We start from the raw sequence: 16010 nt of genomic DNA, 5'->3' as shown, positions 1-16010 counted from the left end.
GACAAGCCGAGCCGGCAGACCGATGTGCCCATCGAGGTTCCCGGTCATCTTGAGGTCCATCCGCTCGATCAGGGAGAACCCATGTCAACGTCAAAGCACCTCGCCCGGACAGCCGGCGCCCTGTACCTGCTCATGGCGGTCCTGGGCGGGATCGCCCACCTCGGTGTCCGCGCCGATATTCGCGTGCCGGGCGAGGCGGCCGCCACCGCAGCCAACATCGCCGCCAACCCGACCCTGTTTCGGTTCAGCCTCGTCGCCGACATCGCGATGGCCACAATCTTCGTGTTCGTTGGCGTCGCGTTTTACCTGCTGCTACGCCACGTCGACCGGCACGCCGCCGGGTTGCTCGTGATCTTCGTGGCCGTGGCCGCCGGGATGATCCTGGTCAACCTGGTGTTCCACCACGCCGCTCTGCTCGTCGCAACCGACCCCGCCGCCTACGCTGTCGACGCCCACAGCGCCGACAGCCTCGCGTTGCTGCTGGTGGACATGCACCACCACGGCTACACGATCGCCGGGGTCTTCTTCGGCCTGTGGCTGCTGCCGCTCGGCTACCTGGCCTACCGATCCGGTCTGTTCTCCAGGGTGCTGAGCGTCCTGCTCGTCGTCGCGGGTGCCGCCTGGATCGTCGGCACGCTGGTGGAGGTCCTCTGCCCCGACCTGCCCGCAGTCGTTCACGCGATCATCAGCGCGCCCACCATCGCCGAGTTCTGGATGGTCGCCTACCTGATCATCAAGGGCGTGCGGACACCGACGTCCGACCAGCTCGCCACCCCGGCCACTTGAGCGGCCCCGATCAAGGAGCCGCCCTGGCCTGGCCCTTGCCCTGACAGGGGTCCACCACGAGGCTCGAGTGAGGACGATCGCAGGTCCACGGTGGAGGATGCGATGGGGTACAAGGAGACGTTCATCCTGGTGGCGGCCGACTGCCCGGTCGAGACCGCCGTGACGCCCCAACCTCGCGGCGGCAAGCCTACGATCGCCACCATTCAGCATGAGTTGCTCTCCGCACGGCCCTATGCCCTGACACAGGAGGACGTGCTGTTCGAGACGCACCTGCGCCACAAGGCCGTGCCGGAGGCCCAAACCGCGGCGCGACGCGACGAATCGCGCGAGGAGTTCTTCGCCAAGCCGCAGCCCTGCCTGCGGACGTCACCGCTGCCGAAGCGCTACGGGTGGGGGTTGCACTTCGACGTCCAGGGCCGCATCGGGCTGTGGCCGAGGGAGTCCGAGGAGTACCAACGCCTCGCAAGGGGCGAGCGGGGCGTAAAGGTGCTGCAAGCCATGCGGACCCAGCGCTCGTGAGGGCCGCACCACGCCGAAGGCTCTGGTCATGGGCGTGCACCGCGCCTCGGGGCTGATCTCAACCGCCCACGAGGAGCAAGCCCGCGGCAGCAGGCCCGCGGACGGCCCGCCAAGCGGCGGCGAGATCACCGTTTCCACGCGGTGATGGGGTGTTGGAACGTCGCGCGGACGTCAGTAGGGGCTGGTCAGGTGCGGGAACATCGGGAAGTGCTTCAGGTTGCGTGTCCAAAGTTGAGCTTCGAGTTGCTCGGCGGTGGCCGCGATGATGTAGTCGTTGGGATCGACGCCGGAATGGGACCGCAGAAACCGGTTCGCCATTTGCCCCGCACGCTCGGCGATGCCGTCATCGACGGCGATCCACTCCACAGCGCGGAACAACGTGCGGGTGGCCTCTTCCTCGGAGGCTCGCATGCCCGCGAGGACCTCGACCTTGGTGACCACCGAGGCCGTGAGGGGCTCTCCGTGACTCAGCGCCCTGCGCAGCGCTTGCCTCGCCTCCTCGCGGCCGCGCAAGTGGTCGACGAGCACCGAGGTGTCCAGCAGCACCGTCATCGGACCGTCAGGCGCCGTTCCATCCCCCGGCGGAGCTCGTGGACGTAGTCGGCAGCGTCGTCCTCGTGGTCAGCCCAGGCGCCGAAACTCGCCTCCAGCGCCTCGATGCGTTCGCGCTGCGGTGTGGTTCCGTACGTTCGATCCAACGCGCGACGCACCAGCTCCGCGAGCCCGGTGCCAGTGCGCTCGGACTCCGTCCGGAGCCGTTCGTACTGCTCATCGCTTAATGTGATCTGCGTACGGTGGCTCATGATGTAAGCTTACATCATGCGTCGGCGCTGATCAGCGCCGGAGTTCGAGCCATCCCGGCAGGGACCGCACTCGGCGAGGGTTTGGAGGGATATTGGGCCGTGTTCGGCCGCCGATCCGTATGCGATGCCCAGGGGCAGCCGACCTTCAAACCGTGACCCGACTGGGCTGGTAACGCAGAGCGACTGCCCCCGCCCGGAATTCCTGGCGCCCCACGAGCTGCAGCTCGAGCCGCTCGCTCAGGCCGGCGAACAACGTCGGCCCGTGGCCCGCCACGATGGGCTGCACGACGAACTCGTACTCGTCGATCAACCCCAGATCCGCCAAGGCCAGCGGGAGGGTCACGCCTCCCACGAACAGGCCTTGGCCAGGCTCGCTCTTGAGCTGCCGAACGGCCTTCTCCAGGTCACCCTGCACGAGTTCCGCGTTCCAATCGGCCTGGTCCAGGGTGCCCGACACGACATACTTCTCTGCCCTGTCGATCGTCCGGGCGAAGGGGATCATCCAATCAGCCATCCAGTCAGGCCACGTTCCCGTCGCCGGCTGTCGCCACGCTGCCTCCATCATCTCGTAGGTCACCCGACCGAAGAGCAGGGCATCGGCTCGTTCCAGCTCGTCGGCGAAATGGCGATGCAACTCTTCGTCCGGCACCCCCACTTGGTGATCGCAGCAGCCGTCGAGGGTGACGTTGATCGAGTATCGGAGCGGTCTCATAGGTTGCTCTCCCTCGCTGCGGTCGCAGGTATCTGGCGGCACGTAACCAGACCGGCGCCGCCGCCGTTTCTCATCGGTTCCCCCGGCCGGACCTGCTGGGAAGGCGCGAGGATCCGCACCCGTGGCACTGAAGGGCCGCGCCCGCCCCGAATAGCCGGTGGAGGGCGGCACCGGCAGGGCTGTCGTGACCCCCCGCCAGTCCCCTGCAGACGTGAGGCCCGTGAGTGGGTGGGTAGCGAACGGGTGGCCAATCCCCAACTTCTCCTCGCCCTGGCGGGCGCTGACGGAGAGGTCATACCTCAGGTCGATCGGTTTCGGCCAACCCGGCGAAGTCCGCGTTCGCCGGGGCCATCGGCGTAGGTTAGACCGGGTTCGCCCCGATCAGTCCCCCACGAGGCAAGCACCAGCAACACTTCCGTAGGCCGCGGGTTGGGCGGACCACTCAGGGGGTCGTATGCGCATCGACTGGAAAGATCCAGCGGTCCAGCATCAGTACGAGGATATGGTCGCCGTCTTGCTGCAGATCCTTCACCCCGACGCCGTTCACATCGAAGGGTCGGGGGGTGATGGCGGCCGCGACATCGTCCGCAAGACCGACCGCGGCCTTGTCATCTTCGAGTGCAAGCGTTTCGCCGATCGTCTCACCGATGGGCGCAAGGACCAGATTCGCCGGTCGCTTCGAAAAGCAGCTGAGCACGAGCCTGTGGAGTGGAACCTCGTCGTGCCGGTCAACTCCACTCCCGCGGAGGAGAAGTTCTTCGAGCGCCTGCAGAGGAAGTATGACTTTCCTCTCCACTGGTTGGGCCGAAGCTGGCTTGATGCTCAGATGGCAAGTCGGCCTGTTGTACAGAGGTACTTCCTTGAGGGAGCGCGCGAAGAACTGCACCAACTGCTGCAGGATCTCCCGTTCGCCGTCGACCAGATGCAATCCGCCGCTGACGCGCTGCCCCGGATCGAACGCATTCACACCCGCTTGAACGAGCTGGACGTCCACTACCAGTACTTCCTCAGCACAGGTTCCGGGATGCCGCACCGCGCCTCAAAGCAGACAGTGCTGTCGGTGCATCGGGGTGACGTCCGCCTTGACGTTGTTCCACGCCATCGGGGAGCACTTGCGTCCCGTCCAATCAACGGCAGGTTCACAGTCAGCTTCACCGCCGGAGATGCTGACATTCAGGAGGCATTTCTACGTGCCATCCACTTCGGCGAGGACGTCGAGCTTCCACCCAGCACTGTGGAGGGTATGACGCTTGACGCTCCGGGCGGTCTAGGGGGTGACCTGAGCGGAGGGGCCCTTCGGCTAGAGGGCGTCATCCACCAGCGTCCTGAACCGCTTCCACTCCGGGTCCGTGTTCTTTCTGCCGAAGGGCAACTCGTGCAGGAACTTCCACTGAACATGAGCCGACATCGCCAAGGCACGCGAGGAGGCACGCTTTACGGTGCCGACAGCACCGATCAACTCCAAGTGGAGCTTCATTACGATCGGCAAGCCGGAACTGGGACGATGAACTTTTCATACCGCCCGAATCCGTTGCCACCGTCGGCGGTGGTACCGGTCGCAGCGTTCCTCGGGTCCTTCGAAGAAGGCCACCGCCTAGAACTGGTGATTGGCTCGTCTTCCCGCGCGGCGTTCGGGACGGACTTGGGCCCCAATCCAGAACTGCTGCCTGCGTGGTTCGCGGACCTCACGTCGGCACTTGACCGACTCCAGCGGCGTGCACGTAGCATCTTCGATTTGCCTACAGACCTCACCGAACCGGAAATGCGAGAGATCTTCGAACTCGATGAAGAGCTCAGTCCATCAGGGCGTCGCTTCACTTGGACGGAACTCACGATGACGGTCAAGGGCAGTACGAGCGACCCCGGCCTTGAGCGCCTGCTTTCACCAGAAGGCGGCACTCTGCTCGTCGTCCGTGACCTCGCGTGGGAGTTCCGGGGACAAACCTACAATCTAGGCCCACAGCGGGTGATCTTCGAACACGTTGTGGTTGATGACCTTGACGGAGCACGACAACGCTTGACTGCAAGCCGTAGGACGCAAGTCCGGCTTGTTCCCGGCGGCAGCGAAGACGCGATTGCCCGACTCGTAGACCCCCAAGACCCTGCCCGCACTCAGAACGCTGGAGATACGGAGCCCACCATATGACCGTCCTTGGCTTCCACCTATCCCGTCGAGGGTTGAAGTTCGGAGCGGTCGCCAAGGACATTGGACCGCAACACCACTGCATGGTCTATCGGGGGCATGCCGGTACGTTCGGGCCGACGCGTAGCCTTGATTTCGGTCGCGCCGCTCAGGACCCCGTCCAGGGCTGACCATCACGGCGGAGCTTCTCGCCTTTGGCGCAGCAGCATGAGCGCACCGACACGTGGGACGAACCAGCGAAACGGCGGACGGTCCAAGACGCTCTCAAGGCCGGTCCTCGACGTCGAGCTGGGCATCCCGAAGGGCAAGTTCGGGTGCTACTCCCCGTCACTGCTCGAGCCACGTCGGCGCGTGGATCGGGTGTTCGCGGTCTCCAGTCAGGGTGTGCCTGCAACGCCCGCTTCGATGATGCGCTGGACGACTTCGGTGCGCCACACGCGACCCAAGTCCGAGCCTTCTGAAGTACGCCCCGAGTACACCCCGAGCAATCGACCTGTCGACTGCCCCGTGCCTACTGACAGGCTGCCCCCCTCTGTGTGGACGACACCCTTACCACTGGCGTGCAAAATGACCGGCGAGCCTGACTGGCCCCTTCTTGTGCGTGCGTCAACAAGGAACATAGGAAGTTCGTCAAAGTCAATCTCGGGTTCGGATGCGGTCGAACCACGCACCCAGACGGCGAAGTTGCTGCCCGCCGTGCGACCGAAGGGGAAGCCGATAATGAACACTGGATCAGCCACGTCCCATTTCATCGGATCGGTGTCTTCAACCGGATACGACAGCACAAGTATACCTTGCGTTTGGTTAATGGGCAACGCGGCGACATCTGCTCGTGGACCTAACTCCGGGTCCTCCAACCATCGCGGTTACTGCATGTCCGGATCTAAGTACAGGGGTTCGAGTATCGCGTTCCAGTCAATGGGATTATCATTCACCATGTAGAATACGCACAAGCTGTCCGGCCATGCGCCAGTTTCTTTGTCGAGTGTCTCGTCGGTCTCGTTGTCGCGGCCGCGAACGTTGTGCCGGTTTGTGATTAGAAAACAGTCTCCCGCACTGTTCCCTACGACGAAGGCCGTCCCTGACGCGACGCGGTTCTCGCCGTACTGGGCTTCTATGAGCAGCGACGCAGCGGACTGCCCTGCTACCTGGGCCAGGGGGACCATGGACGACCCTTACGCAATCGCCTCCTCGGACTCAGGCCTGAGCTCCAGATACCGCAAGTTGGGGGAAGGCTAGCACTGCAAGAGTGACTTCGACAGTTTCGCAATGACCGATACGTTGGTACTGACTAGGCCTCCGACCATCAGGTTGGTCATCATGAAGGATCGGAACCCTTACGGGCGGCCGGATCCATGGGGGTCCAAAGCCGTACTGCCGTATCGATCCTTCCGCTGGTAGGGCCGTAGCGCCACAACCGCCGTTATCCGGTATCGAGAGAACCGCCGTTGGGCCGCAGCGATCAAACCGCCGTAGGCCCGCATCGGCCCATCCGCCGCAGGACCGTATCGGGACATCCGCCGCAGGACCGTATCGGGACATCCGCCGTGGGGCCGCAGCGGTCCAACCGCCTCAGATGGCTGACCACTCACGTCGACATCAGGTTTGGGACAAACCCGGCGAGGGTTGAAGTTTGGGGCCACGTCATGGGGGCGTGGGTCGGCACTGTGAAAGGCCGCCTGCATGGAAGCCATGGAAGAGTCGATGCGCTCCTCCGGGCAGGACGGCCCCAAGGTCGACGTGCCCGCGGCCGCAGACCCCAGGCCCGGATGACCGGCTTCATCGGACGCGACCCGTCCTGGCAGCCAAACCGACGACCCCGCCCGGGGTCCATGGGCGCACCTTCGCCGCGAGAACCGCAGTGGTGAGACGCGGAGATTGCCAGGCGTCCGAAGCTGGACGTCCGGCTCACGCGGGAAGCGGTGGAGGTCCCACGGTTCTCCCAGGTTTCCCGCGAACGTCGTCAACTGGGTGTTCGGCTCCGACGAGGTCTCGATCGTTTGGATCATTGTCGTCTCCGCCATCCTCGGCTGGCTGGTCGGCATCGTCACCGGTGCTCTTATCCGCCACAGCACCCGCGACGGGTCTGAACCGCTCCTGGCCCGTGCGCCGGGAGGCGCGGGGCTGACCGGCCCACACGGCAAGGACCGCTTTCGGGAACCTCGTCATCCGCCCGCGGCGCGGCGCCAGTTCGAGGGTGTCACGCCGTGCGTCCTGCGGAAGGCACGCGTGAAGTAGGCGGGGTCGACGTAGCCGACGCGATGTCCGACCTCGCTGATCGACAGGTCGGTCTGCGTCAGAAGGCGCCGGGCCTGCGTCATGCGCCGCTCGGTGATCCATTCCAGCACGGTCCGGCCGGTGCGACGCCGGACCTCCGTGGTGAGGTGTCCGGGGGTTAGGTGGAGGGAATGCGCGACGTCGGCGAGCGAGATGCCTTCGTGGTAGCGCTCTTCGATGACGGCGAAGACCCGGGGGAGCAGCGGGTCGTGTCGAGCCGGCACGTCGGTGGACATCGGTCCGGCCAGTCGGGCCACCTCGACCAGCAGCAGGGTCAGGTGGGCGTGTACAGCCTCGCGGTGGGCGTCGTCGCGGCGGTGCAGCTCCTCCCACATTGCTGTCAGTCGCTCGGTCCAGGCGGGACGTTCCTGCGACGGTACCTGAAAGCGGCGAGGCATCCCGCCCACTCCGTCCACGAACGGGAAGAGCAGCGGGTTGGCGCGCCAGGAGAGCCGCACCCCCGAGCCAGCTGACCCCAGCGCCTCGGGCTGGAAGAACACCCCCCAGCCCAGCGGCTTGGACAACTCCGTCTCCGCGGGCTCGTACGCGACCACCGCTCCGGGCGCGACCAGTACCAGGTCGCCGGCACGGATGGGCCAGCGGTCGCCTTCGAGGGTCAACGTCCCGCCCTCACGCTCGAAGTAGGACAGGGCGACGAAGTCGTGCGCGTGTGGCCGTCCCGCCGGCGGCTGCGGGGAGTGTGGCGCGCCTTGACGCAGCATGCCGACCGGCGGCACGCCCGGATCGGGGCTGAGCGCGAAGACGGGTGCTCTCTCGCCACGAGTCCGCAGCGCGGTGGTCTGCGGCGGCGACCCAACAATCGTCCTAGAGGTCTCAACTTCTCGACCTGTCATGCCGCTGAACATACATGCAGGCTTCGATCGTCGTTGAACATCATCTAAGTCCCCGCTGTGAGAGGAGGCGTTATGGCCGCCCTGAGCAGACACGACCACCACCGCCCCGGCCTCGGACATGCCCGGCTGACACCCTTGTACGACACCGTCGTCCGGCTGCTCGGCGTGCCGAGGCTGCATGGTCGACTGCTGGAGCAGGCCGACGTGCGCCCCTTCTGCGCCGTGCTGGAGATCGGCTGCGGCACGGGCAACCTCGCCCTCCAGGTCAAGCGCACCCAGCCCGCTGCACACGTGACGGGCATCGACCCGGACACGAGGGCGCTCGCCAGCGCGCAGAGGAAAGCGGCGCGCACCGGCTTCGACCTCAGCTGGGACTGCGGTGTCGCCCAGCAAATGCCTTACTCAGACGGCGCCTTCGATCGCGTCCTGTCCTCCCTCATGCTGCACCACCTCGACGCGGAGCAGCGGCGGGCCGCACTCGCAGAGGCGCGGCGCGTCCTGGCCGCTGACGGGTCGCTGCACGTCGTGGACTTCGGTGGCACGGTCGATCACCGGGACGGGTTCATCGCGCGTCGGCTCTCGCACACGGCGCGGCTGGCCGACAACTACGACAACGGACTCCTGTCCGCGATGAACGAGGCCGGCTTTGCACGAGTTACCGAAGTCGAGCAGCGCGTCTCGCGGGTCCTTGGCCGGATCGCCTTCTATCGGGCGGAGCGATGATGGCCGGCCGGACAACCAGACTGCTGTTGATCGTTCATGTCGCCGTTGCGGCCGGTCTGGTCGGTGCAGCGTTGACGCTCATCGTGCTGGGCGTCGCCGGAGTACGAGGCGCCGACCCGCGGATGGTCTATCCGGCTGCCCACCTCGTTGACGCCTGGGTGGTGGCACCGCTTGGGCTAGTGGCGCTGATCAGCGGGATTATCCAGGCGCGCGTCACCGGCCGCAGCCTCCTTCACACGAGGTGGGTGCGGGCGAAGCTGCTCATCACCGCCGGCATGACCGCAGTAGTCATCTTCGTCCTGGAGCCGCGACTGGCTGCGTCGGCGCGCGATGCACTGGCGGACCAGGCCTTCGTCAGCACCGACTTCCTGCCGCTGGCGGCAGCGCCCGTCGTCGCGCTGGCTCTGGTGCTGGTCAACGTCACCCTCGGTATGAACGCTCGAGATGGCAGAACGCGGCCGAGTCGATCGGCTTCCTCCCCCGCGTCAGAAGCCACTCGTGAGGCCTAGACATCGGCGACGAGCCGCTCGAGAACAGCGCGCAGAACCAGCCTCCACCACGAAGCGAGGCCGGTCAGGAAGGCCGGCAGAGAACGGTCCGACCTGCGTGGTTGCGGCTGACTGTTGCAACAGTCAGAATGGTGATCATGGCAACAGCACCGTCCCGCGAGGAGGACCGCACCGCCCGCGCGCGCATTCGCGACGCCGCGATCGCGCGGTTCGCGGCGCACGGCGCGGCCAGCACGAGCGTGAAGGAGATCGCCGGGGACGTGGGGATCTCCCCGGCGCTGGTGTTCCACCACTTCGGCTCGAAGGAGGGGTTGCGCACCGCGTGCGACGAGCACGTGGTGGCGGTCCTGAACGAGCAGAAGCAGGCGGCGATGCGGGAGGGCCCCCAGCTCGACGTGTTCGAGGCACTGCGACAGGCAGCCGACGGGCCGCCCGTAATGCGCTACCTCGGGCGCATGCTCGCCGAAGGCTCGGAGCAAGCGCGCCCGCTCGTCGACGGGATGGTCGACGTGGCGATGGCGGCACTCGAGGAAGGCGCGCGGTCGGGGATGCTGGAGCCCATCGACGAGCCCAGGGACCTCAGCGTGGTCCTCGTGCTCTGGTCACTCGGGCTGTTGGTGCTGCACGACCACGCCGAGCGGCTCCTGGGCGTCGAAATCGCCGGGACTCCCGAGGACCGTGCCCGGTACGTGCGAGTGGCGATCGAGGCCCTGCGCGGCCTGTTCACCGAGGAGGCCTACCATCACAGCCGGGCCCAGTTGGCCGGCGATTCGCTCGAGAAAGAAGAAGCCGATGACTGAGCGTGAACTCGCGATCTCGGTGCAGGGCCTGCAGAAGGCGTTCGGCCCCGTGCAGGCCCTGGACGGACTGGACCTCGCCGTCGAGCCGGGGCAGGTGCACGGGTTCCTGGGCCCCAACGGGGCCGGCAAGACCACCGCCATCCGGGTGCTGTTGGGACTGCTCCGCGCCGACGGCGGGCAGGCGCGCGTGCTGGGGGGCGATCCCTGGCGCGACGCGGTGGCGTTGCATCGCCGCTTGGCGTTCGTCCCCGGCGACGTCGAGCTCTGGCCCAACCTCACCGGCGGCGAGGCGATCGACCTATTCGCCCGCCTGCGAGGCCGGTTCGACCGCGCCCGCCGCGACCAGCTGTGCGAGCGGTTCGACCTCGACCCGACCAAGAAGGGCCGCACCTACTCCAAGGGCAACCGGCAGAAGGTCGCGCTGATCTCGGCCCTGGCCAGCGACGTCGAGCTGCTGCTGCTCGACGAGCCGACCGCCGGGCTGGACCCGCTCATGGAGGCCGTGTTCCAGGAGTGCATCCGCGAGGCGAAGAGCGCCGGTCGGACGGTGCTGCTCTCGAGCCACATCCTCGCCCAGGTGGAGGTGTTGGCCGACCGCATCTCGATCATCCGCCAGGGCCGCATCGTCGAGTCCGGGACACTGGCCGAGCTGCGCCACCTGACGCGCACCACGGTCACCGCGGAGACCGAGCAGCCCGCCGAGGCGCTGGCCGAGCTGTCCGGTGTGCACGGCTTCGAACACCTCGACGGGCAGATCCGCTTCGAGGTCGACGGTGAGCGGCTCGACGAGGCCGTCCGGGCGCTCGCGCCCCTTGGCGTGCGCTCGCTCGTCGCCCATCCGCCCACCCTCGAGCAGCTGTTGCTGCGCCACTACGGCGACGAACTCGCGGCCCGCACCAACAGCGCGACCTCGAAGGCGCAGCCATGACCGCCACCACCCACTCTCCTGCCAATACCGAACGCGCCCCGTCGAACGGCCACGCGCTGGCCGGGACCGGCACGCTCGTCCGGTTCATGCTCCGCCGCGACCGCATCCGCCTGCTCGCCTGGACGGCCGGGTTCGCCGCGTTGACGCTCTACCTCGTCACGGCCTTGCCCGTCGCCTACGAGACGGAGGCCGACCTGGCCGCAGCCACTCAGCTGTTCGCCGATCCCGTCGGCCGGATGCTGATCGGCCCGGGGTACGGATTCGACGACCCCTCGTTCGAGCGCTTCGTCGCCAACGGCTACGGCCTCTACTTCTTCATCCTGTCGGCGCTAATGAGCATCCTGCTCATCGTCCGCCATACCCGACTGGAGGAGCAGACCGGGCGCGCAGAGCTGGTCCGCGCGAACGTCGTCGGCCGGCACACCGCCCTGACCTCCGCACTGATCGTCACGGTCATCACCAACCTCGTCATCGGGGCGGCCGTGTTCGGGGTCATGGTGGCCGTCGCGGGCTTCGGCGCCGGTGGTTCGGCGCTGTTCGCCGCCAGTATCGCCGCGGTGGGGGTGGGCTTCGGCGGGATCGCCACGATCACCGCACAGCTCACCGAGTACTCGCGGGCGGCCGCCGGCATCGCCGGCGCCGCTCTGGGGGCGGCATTCGTGCTGCGCGCGGGTGGGGACATGGCCGCCGAGGGCGGCAACGCCCTGTCCTGGACGTCCCCGCTGGGCTGGGGGCAGCAGACCGCCCCGTTCGTCCTCGACCGGTGGTGGCCCCTGGCGCTGCCGCTCGGCCTGGCCGTGGTCGCGGCGGCCGTCGGCTACGCGCTGGCCGTCCGACGTGACGTCGGCGCGAGCCTGTTCTCCGCGCGCCCCGGCCCAGCGACTGCGGCCCCGTCCCTGGGCACACCCCTCGGGCTCGCGCTGCGTCTGCAGCGCGCCAGCATCCTCGGCTGGGGCGCCGCGCTCATCATCGGAGGGCTGGTGTTCGGCGCCTACACCGACGCGCTCATTGAGGCGCTGGCCGACATGCCCGACGTGTTCCTGGAGCTGTTCGGAGGGGCGGAGGACATGGTGGCCGGGTACCTGGCCTACATGGCGGAGTTCATGGCCTACCTCGTCGCCGCCTTCGCGATCATGGCGGTCCGGAGCCTGCGCAACGAGGAGACCGGTGGCCGCGCCGAACCGGTGCTCGCAACACCGGTCAGCCGCTGGGCCTGGCTCGGCAGCAATCTCGCCGTCGCGGCCGCCGCGGTGGTGGTGCTCATGGGCCTGACCGGTGCCGCCACCGGCGCAGGAGCGGCCATCGTGACCGGTGAGGCCCACCACGTGGGGGAGCTCACCGCCGCGCACCTCAACCACGCGCCGGGGCCGCTGCTCGTGCTCGGCGTGGCCGCCCTGCTGTTCGGTGTGTTCCCGCGCGCCGTGCCGATCGCGTGGGTGCTCGTGGGCTATGGCCTCGTCGTGGGCACGTTCGGCCCTCTGCTCGACCTGCCCGAGGCCGCCTTCGACCTCTCGCCGTTCGAGCATCCCGCCGAGATGCCCCTCGAAGGGTTCGCCCTCGCCCCGGTCGCGATCCTGACCCTGCTCGCGATCGTCGCCGCCGCGCTCGGGTTGCTCGCCTTCCGCCAGCGCGGGGTGAACGTGACCTGACCCAGCCACCCACGACCGCCCTCACGGAGCGGGCTCGGCGTAACGCAGCAGCTCCTGCCAGTCCCGGCCACCGTCGGAGGAGCGCCACAGCGCGCCATCGGCGGCCGCGAGCAGTTCGTCCTCCTCGACCGTCAGCGCCTCCGGGGGCCCGGGGAGCTCGCCGATCTGCTCCCACTCCCCCTCCTGCGTGCGCTCCCACACGCCACCGCTCGCGTCCGCTCCGATGAGCGCGCGGTGGTCAGCCCAGTCGAGCCGCACCAGTGGAGGACCCTCGACCTCCTCGAAGCTCTCGCCCCCGTCGCGACTGGCGACCAACCCTTGCGGCTCGAAGGCGCCGGCCGCGCCGATCACCTGCGATTCGTCGTCGGGGTCCACGGCCAGGTCGAGCAGATCGGGCCCGCCGAGCTCCTCCCACTCCTCGCCTTCGGAGGAGCGCAACAACCGAGCGTTGTTCGCGTCGAAGCCCCACAGCTTCCCGTGGGCGGTCGTGAGCGCGTGGAAGTCGGCCTCGCCCCACAGCGAGCGACGCACCCACGTCTCACCCGCATCGGTCGTCTCGATCAGCCCGAGGTGCGGTGGGATCTCGTCGGTGAGCGGGGGATGGCCGCTCGCGAGGAAGTGGTCCTCGCCCACCACGGTGAACCCCATGAGGTCGAGGTGATGCTCGCCGACGCGCTCGGCCGACCCGTCGTCCTCCACGCGCCAAAGCCCGAAGTGGGTCGCGACGTACAGCAGCCCGTCGGCGGGATTCCGGCCGAGGCCATGCACGTGCTCGAGGCCGACGTCGTCGTCGATCGGCGTCTCGGGCACGACCTCGCCGTCGGGTTCGTCCTCCCCGCAACCGGCCAGCGCGAGGGCGAGCGGCAACACGCACGCGACCAACCGCCGCCGGTGGACCAGGATCCTCGGCCCGTCGTCAGGGCGTCCCATCGGAGCCGAGGCTGCCACGTCAGGTACGCGACTGCCGTTGTGAGGCCACCCTGGCAATGGTGGGAACGTCGGCCGGTCCCGGGGTCGGGGCTTGCCGCCTCAGGTTTGCGATTATACCCTAGGGGGGTAGGGTGCGGACCGAACCCTGATTGACGTACGGTGACCCGACCGGCCGCCGTCGGGGCGCCTACCCAAGGCCGAAGAGGAGATCAGCCCGATGCCGGAGCCCACGAACCCGGAACGGTCCACCCACGCCGGGGCCGACTCCCCCGACCCCGCACCCGCCGCACCGGGCGGGACGGCGACGGACGAGCACGGAGCGCCCGACGAGCACGCGCACGCCCAGGACCACGCGGACCATCAGGGGCACGGCGGGCACAAGGGGCACGGCGGGCACGATCATGGCGACCACGCGGCGATGTTCCGCGAGCGGTTCTGGGTGTCGCTGGTGCTCACCGTCCCGGTGGTCGTGTACGCCGAGGCCATCCAGGACTGGTTCGGCTACACCGCGCCCACGTTCCCCGGGTCGGCGTGGCTCGCGCCGGTGTTGGGCACCGCGGTCTTCCTCTACGGCGGGTGGCCGTTCCTGACCGGCGGGTGGAGCGAACTCAAGGCCCGCCAGCCCGGGATGATGCTGCTCGTCGCGATGGCGGTGACCGTTGCGTTCGGGTCGAGCGTGGCCACGACGCTGGGGCTGGTCAACCTCGTGGACTTCTGGTGGGAGATGGCCCTGCTCGTCAGCGTCATGCTGCTGGGCCATTGGTTGGAGATGCGCGCGCTGGGGCAGGCGCGAGGCGCGCTCGCCGCCCTGGCGGAGTTGCTGCCCGACACGGCCGAACGGGTTACCGACCACGGGAGCACGGAATCCGTCCCCGTCGGCGATCTCACGATCGGCGACGTCGTGCTCGTCCGCCCCGGCTCGCGGGTTCCGGCCGACGGTGAGATCGCCAGCGGCCGCGTCGAGGTCGACGAGTCGATGATCACCGGCGAGTCGAACCCGGTCGCCCGCAGCGAGGGCGACCGGGTCGTCGCCGGCACGGTCGCCACCGACTCGAGCGTGCGCGTGCGCGTCGACGCGGTCGGTGAGGACACCACGCTGGCTGGCATTCAGCGCATGGTGGAGGACGCGCAGCGCTCCAGCACCCGCGTGCAGGCGCTGGCCGATCGCGCCGCCGCGCTGTTGTTCTACGTTGCCCTCGGGGCCGGGTTGATCACGCTGATCGTCTGGCTCGGCCTGGGCGACGTCGACATGGCGATGGCGCGTACGATCACCGTCCTGGTGATCGCGTGCCCGCACGCGCTGGGCCTCGCGATCCCGCTGGTGACGTCGATCTCGACGAGCCTGTCGGCCCGCAACGGGATCCTCGTCAAGGACCGCCTCGCGCTCGAGCAGATGCGGACCATCGACACGGTGCTGTTCGACAAGACCGGGACGCTGACCCTGGGTGAGCACGCGGTGGTCGAGGTCGCGGTCACCAGCGGCGCCGACGCCGACCGGACCCTCGCGTTGGCGGCGGCCACGGAGGGCGACAGCGAGCATCCCCTCGCCCGGGCGATCGTCGCCCACGCCCACCAGCACGGCCTGGACGTGCCGAGCGCCTCCGACTTCCGGGCGCTGTCCGGCCGTGGGGTCACCGCCTCCGTGGACACGCACGAGGTGGCCGTCGGCGGCCCCGCGTTGCTGCGCGAACGCGGCCTGGAGGTCCCCGGGGACCTCGACGACCGGATCGAGTCGTGGCAGGCCCGCGGCGCGGCGGTCCTGCACGTGGTCGTCGACGATGCCGTCACGGCCGTGCTGGCGATGGAGGACCAGGTGCGTCCGGAGTCCCGGGAAGCCGTCCGCGCGTTGCGCGAGGCGGGCGTCCGGGTCGCGATGGTGACCGGCGACGCCCGGCAGGTCGCCGATGCGGTCGCGGCCGACCTCGGCATCGACGAGGTCTTCGCGGAGGTCCTGCCCGAGGACAAGGACAAGAAGGCCACCGAACTGCAGCAGCGGGGCGAGGCGGTCGCGATGGTCGGGGACGGCGTGAACGATGCGCCGGCCCTGGCCCGGGCCGACGTGGGGATCGCCATCGGTGCCGGAACCGACGTCGCGATCGAGTCCGCCGGCATCGTGCTCGCCAGCGACGATCCCCAGGGGGTCGTGAGCGTCCGAACCCTGTCGCGCCGCACCTACGGCAAGATGATCCAGAACCTCGTCTGGGCCGCCGGGTACAACGCAGCGGCGATCCCGCTCGCTGCCGGGGTGCTCGCCTGGGCCGGGTTCGTGCTCCCCATGAGCGTCGGTGCCGCGCTGATGAGCCTGTCGACGATCATCGTCGCGCTCAACGCGCAGCTCCTGCGACGCGCGGAGAGCGAGATCGCGATCCCCGCGTGA

Annotated in this window: 16 protein-coding genes and 1 pseudogene; 10 read left to right on the top strand and 7 right to left on the bottom strand. The window is 68.3% G+C overall.

Annotated elements, in window-relative coordinates:
- The first annotated feature begins 81 nt into the window (after nucleotides 1–81).
- Both ER308_RS12045 and ER308_RS12040 read left to right on the top strand, forming a co-directional pair.
- Entirely contained in the window at nucleotides 82–786 is a 705-nt protein-coding gene (locus ER308_RS12045) for a DUF4386 domain-containing protein (RefSeq protein ID WP_165492035.1), read from the top strand.
- Nucleotides 787–888: 102 nt separating this feature from the next.
- A complete protein-coding gene (locus ER308_RS12040; protein ID WP_131155222.1) occupies nucleotides 889–1305 on the top strand; it encodes a DUF6157 family protein in 417 nt (138 codons plus the stop codon).
- A 171-nt stretch (nucleotides 1306–1476) separates the two neighbouring features.
- Here the strand turns inward: ER308_RS12040 and ER308_RS12035 are convergent, their stop codons facing one another.
- The 3 genes from ER308_RS12035 to ER308_RS12025 form a co-directional block, all read right to left on the bottom strand.
- Nucleotides 1477–1857 (bottom strand): type II toxin-antitoxin system VapC family toxin, encoded by a 381-nt coding sequence (locus ER308_RS12035; protein WP_131155221.1) that lies wholly within the window; start codon nucleotides 1855–1857, stop codon nucleotides 1477–1479.
- Nucleotides 1854–2108, bottom strand: coding sequence for a ribbon-helix-helix protein, CopG family (locus tag ER308_RS12030; RefSeq protein ID WP_131155220.1), 255 nt, complete (start codon nucleotides 2106–2108; stop codon nucleotides 1854–1856). Before ER308_RS12030 ends, ER308_RS12035 begins: the two co-directional genes overlap by 4 nt.
- 145 nt (nucleotides 2109–2253) lie before the next feature.
- On the bottom strand, nucleotides 2254–2820 hold the full coding sequence (locus tag ER308_RS12025; protein WP_131155219.1) for a dihydrofolate reductase family protein: 567 nt from the start codon (nucleotides 2818–2820) through the stop codon (nucleotides 2254–2256).
- A gap of 454 nt (nucleotides 2821–3274) precedes the next feature.
- On the opposite strand from ER308_RS12025, the gene ER308_RS12020 reads away from it, so the two are divergent.
- Nucleotides 3275–4966: a hypothetical protein gene (locus ER308_RS12020; protein WP_131155218.1), complete on the top strand. Its 1692-nt coding sequence runs from the start codon at nucleotides 3275–3277 to the stop codon at nucleotides 4964–4966.
- Between the two features lie 194 nt (nucleotides 4967–5160).
- Nucleotides 5161–5323: pseudogene (locus tag ER308_RS22430) on the top strand (transposase); the annotation flags it as partial.
- Between the two features lie 17 nt (nucleotides 5324–5340).
- On the opposite strand, the gene ER308_RS22425 reads toward ER308_RS22430, so the two are convergent.
- The 3 genes from ER308_RS22425 to ER308_RS12010 all read right to left on the bottom strand — a co-directional run bounded on the left by ER308_RS22425 (nucleotide 5341) and on the right by ER308_RS12010 (nucleotide 8094).
- Nucleotides 5341–5820 carry a serine protease gene (locus ER308_RS22425; RefSeq protein WP_240732151.1) on the bottom strand — a complete coding sequence of 160 codons (480 nt, stop codon included), beginning with the start codon at nucleotides 5818–5820 and terminating at the stop codon, nucleotides 5341–5343.
- A gap of 9 nt (nucleotides 5821–5829) precedes the next feature.
- Nucleotides 5830–6129 carry a hypothetical protein gene (locus ER308_RS21610; RefSeq protein ID WP_165491681.1) on the bottom strand — a complete coding sequence of 100 codons (300 nt, stop codon included), beginning with the start codon at nucleotides 6127–6129 and terminating at the stop codon, nucleotides 5830–5832.
- Nucleotides 6130–7128: 999 nt separating this feature from the next.
- Nucleotides 7129–8094: an AraC family transcriptional regulator gene (locus ER308_RS12010; protein WP_165492033.1), complete on the bottom strand. Its 966-nt coding sequence runs from the start codon at nucleotides 8092–8094 to the stop codon at nucleotides 7129–7131.
- A 72-nt stretch (nucleotides 8095–8166) separates the two neighbouring features.
- Between ER308_RS12010 and ER308_RS12005 the strand changes: the two genes are divergently transcribed.
- The 5 genes from ER308_RS12005 (at nucleotide 8167) to ER308_RS11985 (ending at nucleotide 12703) form a co-directional block, all read left to right on the top strand.
- Entirely contained in the window at nucleotides 8167–8817 is a 651-nt protein-coding gene (locus tag ER308_RS12005) for a class I SAM-dependent methyltransferase (RefSeq protein ID WP_131155215.1), read from the top strand.
- Entirely contained in the window at nucleotides 8814–9326 is a 513-nt protein-coding gene (locus tag ER308_RS12000; RefSeq protein WP_131155214.1) for a hypothetical protein, read from the top strand. Before ER308_RS12005 ends, ER308_RS12000 begins: the two co-directional genes overlap by 4 nt.
- Before the next feature lie 137 nt (nucleotides 9327–9463).
- Nucleotides 9464–10126: a TetR/AcrR family transcriptional regulator gene (locus ER308_RS11995; protein WP_131155213.1), complete on the top strand. Its 663-nt coding sequence runs from the start codon at nucleotides 9464–9466 to the stop codon at nucleotides 10124–10126.
- Nucleotides 10119–11054: an ABC transporter ATP-binding protein gene (locus ER308_RS11990; RefSeq protein ID WP_131155212.1), complete on the top strand. Its 936-nt coding sequence runs from the start codon at nucleotides 10119–10121 to the stop codon at nucleotides 11052–11054. The genes ER308_RS11995 and ER308_RS11990 overlap by 8 nt, the downstream gene beginning before the upstream one ends.
- Nucleotides 11051–12703, top strand: coding sequence for an ABC transporter permease (locus ER308_RS11985; RefSeq protein WP_131155211.1), 1653 nt, complete (start codon nucleotides 11051–11053; stop codon nucleotides 12701–12703). Before ER308_RS11990 ends, ER308_RS11985 begins: the two co-directional genes overlap by 4 nt.
- 21 nt (nucleotides 12704–12724) lie before the next feature.
- On the opposite strand, the gene ER308_RS11980 is transcribed toward ER308_RS11985, so the two are convergent.
- On the bottom strand, nucleotides 12725–13633 hold the full coding sequence (locus ER308_RS11980) for a F510_1955 family glycosylhydrolase (protein WP_131155210.1): 909 nt from the start codon (nucleotides 13631–13633) through the stop codon (nucleotides 12725–12727).
- 217 nt (nucleotides 13634–13850) lie between these two features.
- On the opposite strand from ER308_RS11980, the gene ER308_RS11975 reads away from it, so the two are divergent.
- Nucleotides 13851–16010 (top strand): heavy metal translocating P-type ATPase, encoded by a 2160-nt coding sequence (locus ER308_RS11975; protein WP_165492032.1) that lies wholly within the window; start codon nucleotides 13851–13853, stop codon nucleotides 16008–16010.

It is taken from the genome of Egibacter rhizosphaerae, assembly GCF_004322855.1.
Classification (GTDB): domain Bacteria; phylum Actinomycetota; class Nitriliruptoria; order Euzebyales; family Egibacteraceae; genus Egibacter; species Egibacter rhizosphaerae.
The sequence above is the reverse complement of the archived record's forward strand: the minus strand, read 5'-3'. Positions and strand labels throughout refer to the sequence as shown.